Annotated in this window: 12 protein-coding genes; 8 read left to right on the top strand and 4 right to left on the bottom strand. The window is 68.6% G+C overall.

Going from position 1 to position 17,060, the window contains the following annotated elements:
• Positions 1–86: 86 nt before the first annotated feature.
• From J2853_RS28780 to J2853_RS28755, 6 genes are all read left to right on the top strand, one after another.
• Positions 87–908 (top strand): hypothetical protein, encoded by an 822-nt coding sequence (locus J2853_RS28780; RefSeq protein WP_307563368.1) that lies wholly within the window; start codon positions 87–89, stop codon positions 906–908.
• Positions 905–3,727 (top strand): stealth family protein, encoded by a 2,823-nt coding sequence (locus tag J2853_RS28775; protein WP_307563367.1) that lies wholly within the window; start codon positions 905–907, stop codon positions 3,725–3,727. The genes J2853_RS28780 and J2853_RS28775 overlap by 4 nt, the downstream gene beginning before the upstream one ends.
• A 190-nt stretch (positions 3,728–3,917) precedes the next feature.
• On the top strand, positions 3,918–5,399 hold the full coding sequence (locus J2853_RS28770) for a glycosyltransferase family 2 protein (RefSeq protein ID WP_307563366.1): 1,482 nt from the start codon (positions 3,918–3,920) through the stop codon (positions 5,397–5,399).
• A gap of 99 nt (positions 5,400–5,498) precedes the next feature.
• The gene (locus tag J2853_RS28765; RefSeq protein ID WP_307563365.1) at positions 5,499–6,401 is read left to right on the top strand and encodes a CDP-alcohol phosphatidyltransferase family protein; all 903 of its coding nucleotides are present in this window, start codon (positions 5,499–5,501) and stop codon (positions 6,399–6,401) included.
• 25 nt (positions 6,402–6,426) lie between these two features.
• Positions 6,427–7,437: a sulfotransferase family protein gene (locus tag J2853_RS28760; protein ID WP_307563363.1), complete on the top strand. Its 1,011-nt coding sequence runs from the start codon at positions 6,427–6,429 to the stop codon at positions 7,435–7,437.
• A 2-nt stretch (positions 7,438–7,439) separates the two neighbouring features.
• Positions 7,440–8,483, top strand: coding sequence for a sulfotransferase family protein (locus J2853_RS28755; protein WP_307563361.1), 1,044 nt, complete (start codon positions 7,440–7,442; stop codon positions 8,481–8,483).
• On the opposite strand, the gene J2853_RS28750 is transcribed toward J2853_RS28755, so the two are convergent.
• The 3 genes from J2853_RS28750 to J2853_RS28740 all read right to left on the bottom strand — a co-directional run bounded on the left by J2853_RS28750 (position 8,473) and on the right by J2853_RS28740 (position 13,992).
• A complete protein-coding gene (locus J2853_RS28750; protein WP_307563359.1) occupies positions 8,473–9,579 on the bottom strand; it encodes a glycosyltransferase in 1,107 nt (368 codons plus the stop codon). The genes J2853_RS28755 and J2853_RS28750 overlap by 11 nt on opposite strands.
• Positions 9,576–12,362, bottom strand: a complete 2,787-nt coding sequence (locus tag J2853_RS28745; protein WP_307563357.1) for a bifunctional glycosyltransferase/CDP-glycerol:glycerophosphate glycerophosphotransferase — start codon at positions 12,360–12,362, stop codon at positions 9,576–9,578. The genes J2853_RS28750 and J2853_RS28745 overlap by 4 nt, the downstream gene beginning before the upstream one ends.
• 169 nt (positions 12,363–12,531) lie before the next feature.
• Positions 12,532–13,992 (bottom strand): ATP-binding protein, encoded by a 1,461-nt coding sequence (locus J2853_RS28740; RefSeq protein WP_307563355.1) that lies wholly within the window; start codon positions 13,990–13,992, stop codon positions 12,532–12,534.
• 405 nt (positions 13,993–14,397) lie between these two features.
• Between J2853_RS28740 and J2853_RS28735 the strand changes: the two genes are divergently transcribed.
• Together J2853_RS28735 and J2853_RS28730 are read left to right on the top strand one after the other, a co-directional pair.
• Positions 14,398–14,937: an RNA polymerase sigma factor gene (locus J2853_RS28735; RefSeq protein ID WP_307563353.1), complete on the top strand. Its 540-nt coding sequence runs from the start codon at positions 14,398–14,400 to the stop codon at positions 14,935–14,937.
• Positions 14,934–16,076 carry a hypothetical protein gene (locus tag J2853_RS28730; RefSeq protein WP_307563351.1) on the top strand — a complete coding sequence of 381 codons (1,143 nt, stop codon included), beginning with the start codon at positions 14,934–14,936 and terminating at the stop codon, positions 16,074–16,076. Before J2853_RS28735 ends, J2853_RS28730 begins: the two co-directional genes overlap by 4 nt.
• A gap of 112 nt (positions 16,077–16,188) precedes the next feature.
• On the opposite strand, the gene J2853_RS28725 is transcribed toward J2853_RS28730, so the two are convergent.
• Positions 16,189–17,001 carry an SRPBCC family protein gene (locus J2853_RS28725; protein ID WP_307563349.1) on the bottom strand — a complete coding sequence of 271 codons (813 nt, stop codon included), beginning with the start codon at positions 16,999–17,001 and terminating at the stop codon, positions 16,189–16,191.
• Positions 17,002–17,060 lie beyond the last annotated feature (59 nt).

The following is a 17,060-nucleotide window of genomic DNA, read 5'->3' as shown; positions in this document are numbered from 1 at the left end:
GCGGGAGACGGGCGTTCACGCGGGCCGTGAGGCTGCCGGCGGTCCTCTCGGCGGTCGTGGGCCGGAGGGGTTCCGAGGGGGCCGCGGTGACATACGCCGGCATCCTCGACGGGGGCACCCTGAACCTTCAGGTTCGCCTTCCCTCCCGCGGCGGCAGCGCGCCCGTGCGGGCCGTCAGGTTCGTGGCGGTGCGAGGGCGTCGGCGGTGGCGGGGTGACCTCGGCCTCGACGGCGACGGCCTCGCCGGGGGCGCGATACGGCTGAGCGAGGACGGCGGCCCGCTGGCCCTGCTCGGCACGGGTCTCTGGCGACCTCGGATCGAGATGATCCTCGCCGACGGCGGCCGCGTGGAGGTGCCCCTGCTCGGCCCGGTCAAGGACGTGCTGCCGGAGGGCCCGGCGATCGCGGCCCCGCTCTGTCCTCGCACCGGCACGGTCTACGCCGTCGAGACCGGCCCGGCCGGGCACGTCACGATCTCCGCGTCGCCTCCCGGCCCGCGGGCGCAGGTCACCAGGGTGCGCGCCGACTGGGACCGGGTGGTCGTCGAGGGGCGGCTCAGCGGGGTCGCCCGGGTCGACGGCACGGAGGCGCGGATGCGGCGCCTCGACGGGCGGCGGGTCTCTCACCGGCTTCCGGTGACGACGGACGGAGCCCTGTTCCGTTTCGAGGTGCCCGGCGACGCGCTGGCCGGAGCGGAGGCGACGTGGGTCTTCGACGTCGTCTCGTCCCGGGCCGGAGACATCGAGGTCGGTCGCTTTCTGAATGATTTTCGCCACCCTCACCGCGTCGTTCAATACGAGGGGCGTCATATCGCGGCGTCAGGCAGGTCCCTGCTCCACGTGCGGCCCGGTTACTCCCCGGCGGGAAGGCTTCTGCTTTCCTGTTCCCATTCTGAGGACTTACCTTGAAGATTGCCTTTCTGCTCATGTGGGCGGATGTCATGGGGGGCACGGAGGCGGCGGTCCTCACCCTCGCCTCGCATCTCGCCGAACACCACGCCGTTGAGGTGATCAGCGTCTTCCGGAGGGAGAAGGCCCCGTTCTGCGAGGTCTCTCCCAAGGTCCGTCTGCGCTACCTGGTGGACGAGACGGGTGCCGCGCGGCGCCCGTGCCGCGAGACGAACCTGGACGACGCCACCTGCGCCGCGCTCGCCGCGACGCCGAGCGAACTCGTCGATCCCGCCTGGGAGGGCGCGTTCAACCGGCTGGCCGACGTGGAGGTGGAGTACGCGCTCCGCGGTCTCGACGCGGACGTCGTCATCTCGTCCACCCCCGCGCTGATGGCGCTCGCCGTACACCTGTGCCCGGAGCGCGCGATGATCGTCCATCAGGATCACCGTTGCTCGGAGTTGAGAGGTTCGTCCGGCGAACCGCTCCTGAGGTTCGCCCCCCGGCTGGACGCGCTCGTCTCGCTGACCCACCGGACCCAGCTGTGGTGCGCGCAGTCCCTCAAGGACGCCGCGCCCCGTCTCGCGACGATCCCGAACGCGCTGCCGAGCGGGTATCGCCCGCGGTCCGGTCTGGACACCCGCACGCTCGTCATCGCCGGGCGGCTGGTCGGGGAGAAACGGGTCGACCACGCCGTGCGGGCCTTCGCCCTGATCGCCGGCCGGTTTCCCGACTGGTCGCTGCGGATCCTGGGAGACGGTCCCCTGGCCGGAGGACTGCGTCACCTGGTCCAGAGCCTTGAGCTCCAGGACCAGGTCCACCTGATGGGCAGGTCGCCGCACATGGCGGAGGAGTGGGCGAAGGCGAGCGTGTGCCTTCTCACCTCGACGAGTGAGGGATTCCCGCTGGTGCTGACCGAGGCCCTCGCCGCGGGGGTCCCGGTGGTGGCCTACGACTGCCCCGGAGGGACGAGCGAGATAGTGCGGCACGGGGTCGACGGCCTCCTCGTGCCCGAGGGCGACATCGACTCCCTGGCCGCCGCGATGACCGAGCTGATGGAGAGCCCCGGCACGCTGCGTGAGCTCGGGACGGCGGCGCAGGAGATCAGGACCTGGCTGTCGCCCGAGCGGATCGCCGGATCCTGGCTGGAGCTCTTCGAGAGACTGGGCGCGGAGAGGGAGACGAGATCCGTACGGAGAGCCGAGCGGATCGCCCACCACGCGCTCCGGTCGGTCTCGGGGTTCGTGCCCGTCGCCTCCGCCGATCCGGAGCCGGGCGGAGGGCCGCGCCTGCGGGAGCTCGAAGCGCGGCTGACGGACGGGAACCCGGCCCTGGCCCGCTCCGGTGCCCGGCTCTGCGTGATCCGTGACGACGTCACACCCGAGGACGCCCTCCGCCTGAACCTGGAAGCCGTGACGAGGGTCCTTCGTGACGCCGCCGTTCCGTACGCGCTGGTCCGGGACCGGGGATCGCGTCATCGGGTGGCCGTCGACCAGGCGCACCGGGCCGCGGTGCTCTCCGCGGTCGCACGGGAGTTCGCCGACGAGCCCGTCTACGTCCAGCCGCTCAAGCCGACGGTGTGCGCCCCTCCGGTCGCCCTGGCCGGGCAGGTCGCCGGCTGGGGCGAGGTCGGTGGCCTGCGGGTCTACACGATCTACTCCGTCGCCTCGCGCACCCTCCGCCACGGGTCGGCGTTCGGCTGTGACGTCGAGTTCTGGACCCCGACCGAGGACGGCGGACTGCGGGCCGTGCGCCCCACCCTTCTCGGCCGCGAACTGCCCCGCGAGGCGATGCGCCCCGCGACGCTCAGGGTGGGCGAACGGAGCCATCCCACGTACGAACCCTTCACGCGGCCCTTCGTGGACGACATCACCTTTCCGATCGACGTCGTCTACACGTGGGTGGACGGCGCCGATCCGAGCTGGCGGGCCCGGCGGGAGGAGACCCTGTCCGGCCGGAACGCGGTGACGAACGCGGCCGACCGCGCCGACAACCGTTACGCCAGTCGCGACGAGCTCCGCTACTCGCTGCGCTCGCTGGCCATGTACGCGCCCTGGGTCCGTCATATCTGGATCGTCACCGACCAGCAGGTTCCCTCCTGGCTGGACGTCTCCCATCCCAAGGTGAGCGTCGTCGACCACAAGGAGATCTTCAGCGACGCCGACGCGCTCCCCACGTTCAACTCGCACGCGATCGAGAGCCGGCTCCATGTGATCCCCGGGCTCGCGGAGCATTTCCTCTATTTCAACGACGACTTCTTCCTCGGGCGTCCGCTGAACCCCGACCTCTTCTTCCTGCCCAGCGGGATCCCGTTGTTCTTCCGGTCTCCGGCGACGGTTCTCCCGACGCCGATCCAGGAGGACGAGAAATCCTTCTACGCCGCGGCGAAGACGACGCGAGACCTCATGGAGCGGGAGTTCGGCTGCACGACGGCGAACACTTTCCTGCACGCGCCGTACGCGCTCCGCAAAAGCGTGCTCTGCGAACTCGCGGAGAGATACGCCCCGGAGGTCACGGCCACCAGCCGGAGCCGGTCCCGCTCGCGCGAGGACGTCTCGCTGCCGTCGTCGCTGCATCACTACCACGCCTTCCGCAGCGGGAAGGCCGCTCCCGGGGAGATGGCCGTCGACTACATCTCCCTGGGAGAGCGCGAACACCTGCCCCGGCTGACCCGGCTGCTGACCCTTCGCGACCGGGACGCCTTCTGCGTCAACGACGCCGACGAGGGTGACATGCCGGAGGAGGAGAAGCGCCGCGCGATCTCCGTCTTCCTGGCGGGTTACTTCCCGGTCGCCAGCGAATTCGAGGTCGGCAGCCCGCGTAATCGGCGTGGCCGCTGAGCGGGCCGTTCCGGCGGTCACGTCGTTCCGGCTCCGGGCGCACCGGTTTCCGGATGGGCCGTTCCGGTGGAGGCCCGCTCACGGTTGGGCAAAGGATCAGCCAGGGAGAGGCAGGGTAGGTCATGGAGAATCCCGGAGAGGGGCATTCTGGGCGGCGACTGAATGGACGCCCTCGACCGGAGGACTTTCTTTGAAAGCGCCACTGCTCAGTGTCGTCGTGCCGTTCTACAACGTGGTGGGTTACATCGAGGAGTGTCTGACCTCTCTCGCCGCGCAGACCCTCACGGACGTCGAATTCATCCTGGTCGACGACGGCTCCATGGACGGCGGCGACGTGACGGCCAAGGAGTTCGCGGCCCGTGACTCCCGATTCCGGGTTCTGCGACAGGACAACCAGGGGCCGGGGCCGGCCAGGAACCTGGGGATCCGGCACGCGAGCGGCACCTATCTCGCCTTCGCCGACGGCGACGACGTCGTGCCGGAGAAGGCCTACGAGCTGCTCGTCGGCTCGCTGGAGGAGAGCGGGTCCGACATCGCCTGCGGAGGTGTCCGCAGGATCACCTCCGACGGGCTCGTCCCGTCGGCGATGTACGCCAAGTTGTTCCGGAAGCCGGCACGGCGGACCCACATAGAGACCTTTCCCGACCTGATCCGCGATCGGACGGTGTGGAACAAGGTCTACCGCCACTCCTTCTGGGAGGAGCACCGCCTGGAGTTCCCTCGCGGGCTCTACGAGGACGTGCCGGTCGCGATCGCCGCGCACGTCCTGGCGGGGAGCGTGGACATCCTGAACGAGGTGGTCTACCACTGGCGGCTGCGGGACACCGGTGCCGCGTCGACCACCCAGCGCCGCACGGAGGTGGCCAACGTCGAGGAGCGGGTCGCGTCCCTGCGCGGGGTGCAGGCGTTCCTCGCCGAACGGTCGCCCCACCTGAAGCGGGACTTCGACGACATGGTCGTCTCCTGGGATCTGAAGTTCGTGAAGGACGCGGTGGTGGAGGCGCTGGAGGAGGAGGCGGGGGAGGACCTGGAGCGGCTCTTCGACGTCGTGGCCCCCTGCGTCGAAGCCCTGGACCCGATGATGGTGGCCGGACTGCCCGCCTCGCGACGGCTGGAGCTGTATCTGCTGCACCACCGGATGGCGTCCGAGCTGGGCGAGGTCCGGCGGTTCCGGCGGGACGAGGAGGTGAAGGTGGTACGCCGGGGGAGCAAACCGCCCCGGTGGTACGCGGCCTACCCGTTCTTCAGGGACAGATCGCGCGGCATTCCCGACCATCTCTACGACGTCACCCAGGAGCTGATCCTGCGGGTTCACACCGACCGGGTGCGCTGGTCGGGCGGGCGGCTCCTGGTCGAGGGACAGGCCTCCATCAAGCGGCTCGACGAGCGGCAGAGCCGGATCAAGGTGTGGATCGAGGGGAAGGGCAAGGCGAAGAAGGGCACCTCACGGATCGTCCTGCCGGCCCGGCAGGACGGCGCCCGGTTCGTGGCCGAGATCGAGGGGGTCGCTCCCGGCCGGTGGTCCGTGCACGCGGAGGTCGCGGCCAACGGGATGCGCCTGAGCAGCCTTCTCGGAGCGAGCCCCCGGCAACTGCCCAAGGGCGGGCGGGCCGGGGTCCGGGCGGCGCTGGGCAAGGACGGTCGCCTGGTGGTCGTGGTCCAGTCCGATTGATGGGCCACCGCCCACTCTTGGTCAAGAACCAGCATGGAGAATTCCAGGCGGTTGCAGAGAGTCACGAGTTGATGGCCGAGTGTCGCCATGCTGGAAGGCATGAGGGCCTATTCGTTGAACGACGTTCACGCGACCCGGAAACGAAGAGACTCCTGGTGGACCGTTTTCCTGGTCGACCCGGTGGCGTGCAGGCTCACGCTGTTCGTCGCCAACCACACGGCGATCACGCCCAACGGCCTCACCCGCCTGTCCTTGATCCTCGGGATGGTCTCCGCGGTCTGCTTCGGGTTCGGGCAGCTGGTCGCGGGGGCCCTGGTGTTCTACGTGAGTTTCGCGGTCGACTGCATGGACGGGAAGATCGCCCGGCTCAAGGGGACGGGGACCGCGTTCGGCCTCTGGCTCGACTACGTGGGCGACCGGATCCGGGTGGTCTGCTGTGCCGTGGGTCTGGCGTTCGGGCAGTACGTGACGACGGGGGACGTCGCCTACATCCTGCTCGGCGCCGGAGTTGCCGTACTGGACCTCTTCCGCTACGTGAACGCGCCGCAGATGAAGCGCGTGCGCGAGGTGGTCAAGGAGAACCGGCTTGAACGACTGGCGGCGGACGCCGAGGCGGCCGCGCTCACCGCGCTCACGGCGCTTCCGGAGAGCCGGGAAAGCCTGGAGAGCTTGGAGTGCCGGGAGAGCCTGGATCAGGAGATTCCGGAGCCGATCGAACGCGCGACACCCAGGGCGTCCAGGTCGGGGAGAAGGGGCCGCCGGCTGGGACGGTTCTTCGCCCGTCACCGGGTGCGGAGTCATCTGATCAGCGGTATCGAGTTCCACGCCGCGGTGTTCGTCGTCGCACCGCTGATCGGGGTGGCGGCGCTGATACCCGTCTCGATCGTGGCAGGGGCGCTGCTTCTACTGAACGAGATTTTTTTGATCTACCGAATGTGGCTGTTCACCCGGGTGGTGCCTGCTGCGCCGCACCCGCAGGAAGCGCCGCGTGTATCTGTCTGATCAAACTCAACGGGGGTTCATTGTCATGCAATCCGACCGACCGATCTTTGTGATCGGCTGCCCGCGCTCCGGCACCACCATGCTGCAGCTCATGCTGCACTCGCATCCGCGCATCGCGGTGCCGCCGGAGACGCGCTTCCTGGTGCCCGGCTACTACCGCAGGTTCTTCTTCGGAGATCTGCGCGAGCAGCACAACCGGCGCAGGCTGGGCCGATGGATAGTGAGCGACAAGGACACCAAGTTCAAGGAGCTCAAACTCGACGGGGACCAGCTGATCGACGACATCGTCGCCGGCCCGCCGACGCTGGGCTCGGCGTTCGGGATCTCCTTCCGTTCCTACGCCGAGCAGTACGGCAAGTCCCGCTGGGGCGACAAGCGGCCGAGCTACTACCACCACGTGGACCTGCTGCTGCGTCTCTTCCCCGACGCCCAGTTCGTCCACCTGATCAGGGACGGCCGGGACTGCGTGGCGTCGCTGAAGGAGATGCCCTGGTACACCAAGGACGTCTTCCACGCGGTGACCAACTGGGGTGAGGCGATCGACTTCGGCCGGCACCACGCCAGGAAGCTCCCCGCCGACAGCTACTACGAGCTGCGCTACGAGGACCTGACGGCCTATCCGGAGACCGAGCTCGGCAAGCTGTGCGACTTCCTCGGGGAGGACTACGACCCGGCGATGAGCGAGCCGTACCACGTGGCCCGGGTGGCGATCCCGCAGCACAAGGTCTGGCACAGCAACACCCACGGCGGCGTCACCACCGCCCGGTCCGGTTCGTGGAAGTCCCGGCTGGAGCCGTGGGAGATCTCGGTGTGCGAGACCGTGCTGGCCGACCGGCTGACCGCCAACGGGTACGAGCTGAGCGGCGCGCCCAAGGCGGAGAAGAGCCACGTCGCGGCGTGCGAGAAGGCGGCGTCCAAGCGGCGCTGGGCTCGCCGGCGCAAGGAGATCCGCGACCGCCTGAACCGGTTCCGTGAGCCGGGTCCCGTGGCCGCGCAGCTCACCACCAGGCAACTGGGCGAACTGGCGAAGGTCTGACCATGAAATCGGATCGACCTATATTCATCCTGGGCTGTCCCCGCTCGGGGACGACGATGCTTCAGCTCATGACGCACGCCCACCCGCGTATCGCGATTCCGCCGGAGACCCGGTTCATGGTCTCCGCCTACCAGCGGCGGCTCCAGTTCGGCAATCTCAACGAGCCGGAACGCAGGCGCGAGCTGGCCGAGTGGGTGGTCAAACGGACCCAGTCACGCTTCCACGAGCTGGGGCTGGACGGTGACGAGGTGACCCGGCAGATCGTCGACGGCCCGCCGACGCTCGGCTCGGCGCTGGGCATCGTGCTGCGCGCCTACGCGATCAGGCACGAGAAGCCGCGCTGGGGTGACAAGCGGCCGTCGTATTTCCAGTACACCGATGTGCTGCTGCGCCTCTTCCCCGACGCCCAGTTCGTCCACCTGATCAGGGACGGCCGGGACTGCGTGGCGTCGCTGAAGGAGATGCCCTGGTACACCGGAAGCGTCTACAGCGCGGTCTGCGCGTGGGCGGAGGCGATCGACTTCGCTCGGCACGGCGCGCCGAAGCTTCCCGAGGGCAGTTACCACGAGCTGCGCTACGAGGACCTGACGGCCGATCCCGAGGCCCATCTGCGCAGGCTGTGCGAGTTCCTCGGCGAGGACTTCGCCCCGGCCATGTGCGAGCCGAGCACGCTGGCCGGGATCGCCGTGCCCTCGCACAAGACCTGGCACGCGCGCACGCACGACGAGGTGACCACCTCGCGGACGGGCACGTGGCGGGAACGGCTCGACCCCGGTGAGATCTCGCTGTGCGAGAGCGTCCTGGGGGACCGGCTGGAGACCTACGGCTACGAGCTCAGCGGGGCGCCGAAGATCGAAACCTCACGGATGGTCACCTACGAGAAGACCGCGGCCAAGCGGAAGCTGGCCAGGGTCAAGCGGGTCGCCTTCGACCGGCTGATGCGGCTCCGCGAGCCGAACCAGCTGGGCGCTCGGCTGACCTCCGGTCAGATCGTGCTGGCAGGGGTGCCGATGCCCCGCAACGAACCCATCGCGGTCAACGGGTGACCTGTTCGAAAAGAGCCTCCCACCGGTCCAGAACCCGGTCCAGCGTGAACGCCCCGACGTGCGCGCGAGCGGCGGTGCCCAGCCGCCGCCGCTCCCGGGCCGAGGCCATCAGCGTGCCCAGCGCGGTCGCGAACGCCGTCACGTCGCCGGGGGGCGCCAGCAGCCCGGTCTCCCGGTCGAGGACGAGCGACCGCACCCCGCCCGAGACGTCGAACGCCACCGTGGGCACGCCGTAGGACGCCGCCTCGCCGATCACCAGCGGCAGCCCCTCGTGCTCGCTGGAGAGCCCGAGCACCGACCCCTCCAGATATTCGCGTTCCATCCCGCTCGCGGCCACCGTGCCGCGGAACACCACCTGTCCGGCCACCCCGCAGGTCAGCGCGTGCGCCCTGAGCCGGTCCAGTTCGGCGCCCTCGCCGATCAGGTGCAACTCCCAGCCCGCGTCCACGTCCCCCCGGCAGGCCTCCGCGAAGGCCGAGATCAGCCGGTCGAACCGCTTCACGCCCTCCAGCCTGCCGACCCCCAGCACCCGGTGGCCGCTCAGGTCGGCGGTCCGTGACGGCCAGACGGGAAGCGGGTTCGGGATGGTCCAGGTGTTGGGCAGCAACGCGTGCTCGGAGAACAGCCACGCGTCGTCCTCGCTGAGGAAGACCGCCTTCTCCAGCCCGCCGTAGTGGCCCCGGACCGAGCCGAGGTGCCAGGACCCCCGGGCGTGCTCGTAGGAGCCGTGGTACTGGCCGATCGGGAGCAGCCGTTCGGGCAGCAGGGGCTTGAGCCGGGTCACCACGCCGGGGGAGGAGAGCACCGCGAAGCCCGGTCCCACCTGGCGGAACAGCCCTCGGAGCGTCCGGCGCTCGCGTCGCGCGCCCCGCGGGGAGAGCCTGCCGACGGGCGTGCGGTGGATCACGTGACGGGTGTAGCGGGGCCGCTCCACGTAGCGGAACGGGATCTCGGCACGGTGCAACCCGATCACGTGCACGTCGTGTCCCCGCTCGGCCAGCCCCTGGGCGACGGTGTGCGTGACCCGCTGGATGCCGCCCAGGGTGTCGGCGTCCATGCAGGCGAACACCACCGAAGGCGCTTCCGGCCCGCTCACCACGGCCACTCCAGCAGGGGCAGCCGGATCGGGCGCCGCGCGGTGACGGGCGGCCAGACCTGTACGGGGACCTGTGCCCTGGTGGGCTCGAAGAAGGCGTCCACGACCTTCGCCGCGGCGTGCCCCTTCTCGTCGGAGCACCACATCCTGCGGAACTCGACGTACTTCGCGGTGAACGACGCGGCCACGTCGTCCAGGTCGTTCAGCACGTGGATCAGTTCCTCGGTGGTGGTCAGGCAGGGGCCGGGGGCGATCTCGGGCAGGTCGTGGTAGACCCCCCGCTCCACCCTCCGGTACTCGTCCCAGTCGTCGATCAGGAACAGCATCGGCCGGCCGGTGACCGCGTAGTCGCACATCAGGGACGAGTAGTCGGTCAGCAGCGCGTCCGAGGCGAGCATCAGGTCGTTGACCTCCGGATACCACCCGGCGGGACGGACGAAGTGGCGCAGGTGCTGCGGCACCCGGTAGCGCTCGACCGGGTGGGGGCGCAGGATCACCACCCACTCGCCCGCCAGCGCCTCGGCCATCATCGTCAGGTCGGCCCTGACGGACCGCCCCGAGGACCTGGCCTGGTCCCGATAGGTGGGCGCGTAGAGCAGCACCTTGGGCCCCGGCGGGATCTCCAGCAGGGCCTTCGCCCGCCTGGCCGCCTCGTCGTCGCCGTGGACGAGGACGTCGCACCGGGGCGAGCCGTACCGCAGGACCAGTCCTCTGTAGTCGTTGGCGGGCAGAAAGGTCCGCTCGAACTCGGCGCTCGGCGAGACCAGCGCGTCCCACCGCTCCACCGCGGCCCGCCACTGGGCTCTCGGCCCCGGGAAGTCGGCGCGCAGGTCGGGTGAGTTGAAGCCGGTCGACTTGATGCCCTGGCCGTGCCAGGTCTGCAGGTAGCGGGTCCCGGCCGGTTTGGGATAGGCCAGCGGCATGCCGTGGCTGTCCACCCAGTAGCCCGCCCTCGCCATGGTCCAGATGTGGCGCCAGCTCATCCGCCGCACCAGCCTGGCGTCCGGGGGGAAGTTCCGCCGGGCTCTGGCGACGGACCAGACCATCTCCAGCGGCGTCCCGCGCCGCCTGAGCTCCTCGTAGACGTAGCGCGGGCTGCCGGTGTATCCGGCGCCGACGTCCGATTCGAACAGCGCCAGGTTCTCGCGAGGCGGCAGGATCCTGATCAGTCCCTTGTAGACGCGGAGTTTCACATGTGGCCGGCCCAGCCGTTTCAGCAGCTTGACGTGGGTTCGCCACAGCAGTCGGGGCATCTTCCAGACCGAGCCCCTCCGGCGCCACCGCACCCGCAGGAACGCGGCCGGACCCTCCGCCCCGACCGTGACCTCGTGCCAGGGGACGAGCACCCTGACCGGTTCGGCGGCCGGGTCGACGAGCAACTGATCGGAGGTGATCCGGCCGTCGGCGCGGACGATCGCGATCTTCGGGTCGTAGCGGCCGTCGAAGCCCAGGCGGCCGTGCCTCAGCGTGGCGAGGTCGACGGTCGCCTCGCTCAGGTGGCTGCCGTCGTCCTGCTCTCGCGGCGTCAGCCGTACCTCGTGGTTCTTGAACCGCAGGAACGCGCTCCAGCCCGGGTTGGCGGCGAGCACCCCGAACGGGTCGTAGGTCCTGACGGTCAGCTTGATCGTGGTGCCCTCGCCGGTGAAGGCCGCCTCGTGGCGGAGCCGGGCCTCGGTATAGGGCAGCTCGGCCATCCGGAGCGAGGTGATCTCCCGTCCCTCGGCGGGGACGGTGCCCCAGTAGGTCCGCCCGTCCTCCTGTACGGCGAAGCGCGGCGCGGCCCTCGGTCCGTTCAGGGACCGGGCGGCGACCAGGAGCTCGTCGGTCCGGCCGCCGAGGATCAGATCGCAACAGACCCGGACGACCGGATCCATCGGCTCGAACGCCGCCGGGTCCAGCTCCGCCAGGTAGGGGCGGACCAGGGAGACGAACTCCTCGGCCCATCCGGCGTCGCGCGAGGGCAGCGGGTTGAGGTAGACCCGCAGGTCCTGGAGGACGAACCGGTGCTGCCGTTCGGGCACCAGGTGGGCGAGGCCGTTCTCGCGCAGGATGGCGTCACTCAGCCGGGCCGCCCTGATCCGCTGCCGGACGTTGTCCATCTCCTTGATGCGGAGCGAGATCGACAGCCGAGCGTCGCCCTCCTCCAGGGCCCGGTGCCACAGGTAGACGACCCACGGGACCACGGCGAACCGCCGGGCGGCGCAGTAGAGCTCGGCGGTGAAGACGTGATCCTCGTAGTACAGGTCCTCCCGGAACGGCAGCCGCCTGAGCATCTCGGTCCGGTAGAGCTTGTTGGTGCTGAAGGAGTCGAGGAACATCTCGGGCGCCTCGGCGATCCCCTCGACGGTCCTGCGCCTGGCGAACAGCTCGGGATAGTAGGGCCGGGTCTTGCCGTTCCACTCGTACAGCCGGGAGATCTGCCCGGTGACGAAGTCGGCGCCGGTCCGCTCGATCTCCAGGATCATGCTCTTGCAGGCGTGCCTGGGCAGCTCGTCGTCGCTGTCGAGGAACATGACGTACGGCGCGCGGGCCGCCTCGACCCCGTCGTTCCGCGGCGCCCCGCATCCGCCGCTGTTGACGTCCCTCCGCAGGTAGCGGATCCGGGGGTCCTCCCGCCGGAGCTCACCGGCGACCCGTTCGGTGTCGTCGGTGCTCGCGTCGTCCACGATGACCACTTCCAGGTTCCGCAGCGACTGGCCGAGCACGGACCGCACGGCCCTGGGAAGCCGTATGTCGTCGTTGTAACCGATGACGACCACGCTGCATTCTGGTGTTTTGATCACACTGTGAGTTGTTCCCGTAACTAAAGGTGGTCTTGTCCGTCCTGTGGAGTGATGACCGTATTTTGGGGCTTATCTGAAAGAAGATGATTCTCGCTTCGTCGCCTTGTCTTCCGGCCTCATGCCCGCCATTGACCAGGGGGCACGACGGAGATGTGGGTCTCAGCCAGTATCAGGTTTCGTTGTCTGATCCAGCCAGTCGGTACACGGTGTGGCTTCCGCGGCCTCCATGTACCCGCACCAGGCCGTCGGCCCGCAGAGGCTTAAGCGCGTATTGGATTTGGCGTTCGCTGAGCCCGGTTTCTGCCACCAACTGGGTCATGGTGGCAGCCTTTTTTTCGAGAGCTTCCATTAAAAGGGCCGCATTAACGGATCGTGATTTTTTAGGCTTCCCTTTCTTTGCCGGTAGGGCGGAATTGACGAGTCGGGCTGTGAACCGGATCGCTTGATCATGGAAATGAGGTGGAGGCATCTGAGCGGCCTGGAGGCTGGTGAGGATGGTGGGAATCCCGGAGGCGAGTGCTTCCACGACTCTTCGTTCGGGTCCGAAACGGACGTTCTGGCAGATTCGTAGGAGCCAGGCGTTGCGAGACGAGGTCACTCCTGTCCGACCGAGGTTGTCGACCGTCACCCCCCACAGGCCGCCAGGATTGGTCAAGATCAGTTGGCCGGGTTCGAGTCGCAAGGTGATGGCCTGAGTGAGCGCATAGGGGCCCAGATCACGATGTACGAGGGCGTTGGAGAGCAACTCTCGCACCGCCTCGGGGGGATATTCCCGCTCATCGTGCGTGTGTCCTTGAGTCGACTGGCGGATGCGGGTCTGACTGTTTCGCTGGACCCAGTTGAGAGCTTGTTCCAGCATCAAGGGGATGGGACCGTCGAAACGTTGCACGTCGAGAACACGGATACCTGCGGCATCGGCCTTTCTCGCTGTGACACTGGCTTGAATGATCGCGTTGGGCATGAACTGCTGGGGATAAACGCCGAGAGCGAGCAGGCCGGCCACTGTAGGCGTTCGGTCCGGGCCGGCAGTGACGCCAGTGCGGAACAGAATGTCATCGTCGCTGAGTCGGGCGAGGCTGGTCGAACCGGCTCGGGAGCTGACGATGTAGGAAATCAGCAACTCTGGATCGAGGTCATCGCGAGTTGCCCCGGAGATGGTCGCCTGATCGAACCGAGGAGTATCTCTGGATGCAAGAAACGCTTGTTCTTCGATCTGCGAGAGTTCATAGTCACCGTCATGTGCGCGTAGATACGCTTTTCCTGTGCTTCGAACGTGGCAGGGTTTAGCCGAGTTGGGAATCTCGTGGACCTGAGCGACGACTACGCGGGCACCTTCGAACTCGAAGTCTTGAACCTCGAACGTGATGGGAGGTACCAGGTTCTGGCGTGCCACAGTGGCAAGAGCGCTCTTGCAGAGAGCGACGTCATAGACGCCAGTGGCGGTGAAGCCGCTGCGCTCATCCACCCCAAAGATCAACAGACCGCCTCCTGGAGTGTTCGCGAAGGCGGAAAGGGTTGAAGTGACGGTTTTCGGAAAGCCGTCAGCGGCGGTCTTTGCCTCGATATCGGCAACGTCTCCGCCCTCTATGCGCAACCGGCCGATGATCGCTCTAAGCTCTCTCAAATCCACAATCTAAATCTACAACGAAATCGACAATAAATCGACAACCTTGGAGTCTGTCGCGACACAGATGCTCTGGACCAGGGTGCGACGTCGGATATGACCAAAGACGATTGGCTTCGGACAGAGCGGAAGTGGCGGTCCTCCGGGATCATCGTCATCGGCCGATACCTCGAACGGCATCCTGTTTGTGGCGAAGGCCGGGCGTGACCGATCGATGATCGCTCGAAGCTTTCCCACGTCACCGGTCACATTGAAAGCCTTCAGGTCCGTCGTGGCCCTGTCCGGTCGTGAGCTCGGCACGGCTGGGCGCGGCTGATCGGCGATGGTGGCACGGCTGAAAAAACAGGGAAGGGTGGTGTGACCACCGGGGAAGAAGGGGTGTCCCACTCTTCCGGCAGGGGAGACCCTTGCATGATCGCTGTTTCCGACACCGCCTCGGTCGTCGATCCCGAGCGGTTCGGCACCGTCTTCGACGCGCACTACGAGGAGATCCGCCGCTACATCGGGCGGCGGCTCGACCTCGGCGTCGCCGAGGACCTCGCCGCCGAGACCTTCCTGATCGCGTTCCGGCGGCGCGGCCGGTTCGACCCCGCGCGGGGCACGATCCGGCCCTGGCTGTACGGCATCGCCACCAACCTGATCGGCCGCCACCGCCGGGCCGAGCTGCGCCGCTACCGGGCCCTGGCCAGAACCGGCCCGCCCCCCGACGAGGACGGCCACGACCAGCGGGTCGCCGACCGGGTCACGGCGGGGGTGACGGTCGGCCGGCTCTCGGAGGCGCTGGCGGGACTGTCCAAGGGGGAGCGCGACGTGGTGCTGCTCATCGCGTACGGCGGGCTGACCTATGACGAGGTCGCCGAGGCACTCGGGGTCGCCTACGGCACCGTGGCCTCCCGGCTCAGCCGGGCCAGGGCCAAGCTGCACAAGTCGCTGGGAGTGGAGGCCCGATGAACGAGTTCAGGCTCATCGACGACGTGATGCCGGACGTCCCGCCCTCCGATCCGGGGAAGACGGCCGAGGCCAGGGCCGGAGCGCTGAACGGCGGGAGGCCTCCGCGACGGCGGCTCGGAGGACTGTCCCCGGGACGCTTCGGATGGGTCGTCGCCGCGGTGGCCACCGTGGTCGTGGTCGTGTCGGTCATGGTCGTGCCTCGCCTGAGGGCGCCCGAGGTGTCTCCGGTGCTCCCGGCAGTCGGTCCCAGGCAGGAACTGGACGCGGCGGCCGCCTCGCTCGCCGGGCGATCCGAGCCCGCGGCCGGCCGGTACTGGCGAACGACGACAGAGCAGACACGCCTTGAGCGGATCGACTCGCGCTATTTCGTTCGTGGGACCACCCGGCAGACCTTGTGGTGGAGCACGGACCAGCCCAAGGTGACCGAGCAGCAATTCGTCGGTATGAAACCGCTCACCTCGGCCGACAGCGCCACATGGAAGCGCGCGGGCTCACCGAAGCTGTGCGATAACGGCTTGCCGTGCGAAGGCGAAACGGTCCTACCGGGCCAGACGCGATACACACTGGACACACGCCAGAAGGCGAGGACCGTTCGCCAAGGGCTGTTCAGTCTCGACCTGGAGACCGCGGAATCCATGAAGTTGCCGCGTGATCCCGTCACGCTCAGGTCCGAACTGCTCGAATCCTGGCCCGCCTACCTGGAGAAGCGGGTACGGGCGGGTGTGAAGCCGGAAATGACCATGGACGACTGGCTCTGGGAGGTGGGCGTCGGCATCCTCGAAGAGATGCCGACCTCCCCGGAGGCCCGCGCGGCCCTCTACCGCATGCTGGCGGACATTCCCGGCTCCCGTGTCCTGGGCGGGGTGAAGGAGGTGACGGTGGCGCGGCCCTTCCTGCCCTACCGGGAAAGCCACGTCGTGATCGACCGGAGGACAGGGACGCTGACGGCCATCCGGTCCGTGCTGCTGAAGCCGGATCCGTTGCAAAAGGGCTCTATGGCCGACCAGACCGGCCTGTCACCGGGAACGGTCATATACGAGGTCGCATTCGTGAAGATGGGCTGGACCGACGAGTCCTTCCGGCTTCCCGGGAACTGCCCGTCAAGCATGGAGAAGACGGGCGGAGTGTGCGTTCGCTGACGTCGGCGGATCTCCGGGACGGGAAAGGGAAACGGACGACGACGCCCGGCCCTGTCGCGGAGGCCGGGCCGACGGGGGCGCCTGGACCCGTCACGGAGGCTGGACCGACGGGTCAGCGGTGGCGCAGGACCCAGCGGACCAGCCAGCCGATCAGGACGACGCCCGCCAGCACGGCGGCCACCGGGGCGGCGCGCTTGAGCAGAGGGAGACCGGCGACCTCCAGGAGGTTGAGGGCCTCCTCGTCCGGCGAGAGAGAGGTGCGGGAGGTGCCCGCCGGGTGGGCTTCGCGGGAGACGGCCTTCTCCGTCGTGGCGACCCCGGACGGCGAGGGCACCGCGGTGAGGTGGCGGACGGGCTCCTCCTGTTCGAGGAGCTCGCCCTCGGTGACCTCCAGGCTCTCCGTGATCTCCGGGCCCTCCATGACCCTGGGGCCCTCCGTGCCCTTGCCTCCCCCGGCCGGCGCGGAGACCTCGGGGCCGGTGCCCAGCAGCGCGGCCAGGTTGGCCGCGAACCTGTCGATCAGCTTGCCGCCGACCTCGGCCATCACGCCCCGGCCGAACTGGGCCGGTCGGCCGGTCACGTTGAACGAGGTGTCGACGGTGACCCGGGTGTCCGTGCCCTCGGGGCGCAGCCGTGCGACGACCGTGGCCCCGGCCGTGCCCGAGCCCCTGGCCTCCTTGCCGGCGGCCTTGATGGTCAGGGACCGGGCGTCCTTGTCCACGTCTTCGAACGTGGCCTCGCCCTGGTAGGTGACCGTGATCGGCCCCACCTTCACCTTGATCCGGCCGGTGAAGGAGTCGCCGTCCACCTTGTCGACGGCGGCACCGGGCAGGCAGGGCGCCACCCGCTCGACGTCGAGCAGCACCGACCACGCCTGCTCGACCGGCACCGGAACCGTGAACTCGTGCTCGAACCGCATCGCCATCGACCCGCTCCTTGTCGGTCGGCCGCTCCCGCGACATTACGACCACATACGGGAGCGCA

The sequence above is a fragment of the Streptosporangium lutulentum genome (genome assembly GCF_030811455.1).
GTDB lineage: Bacteria > Actinomycetota > Actinomycetes > Streptosporangiales > Streptosporangiaceae > Streptosporangium > Streptosporangium lutulentum.
Note: the sequence above shows the minus strand (reverse complement) of the source record. Positions and strands in the feature narration are given on the sequence as shown.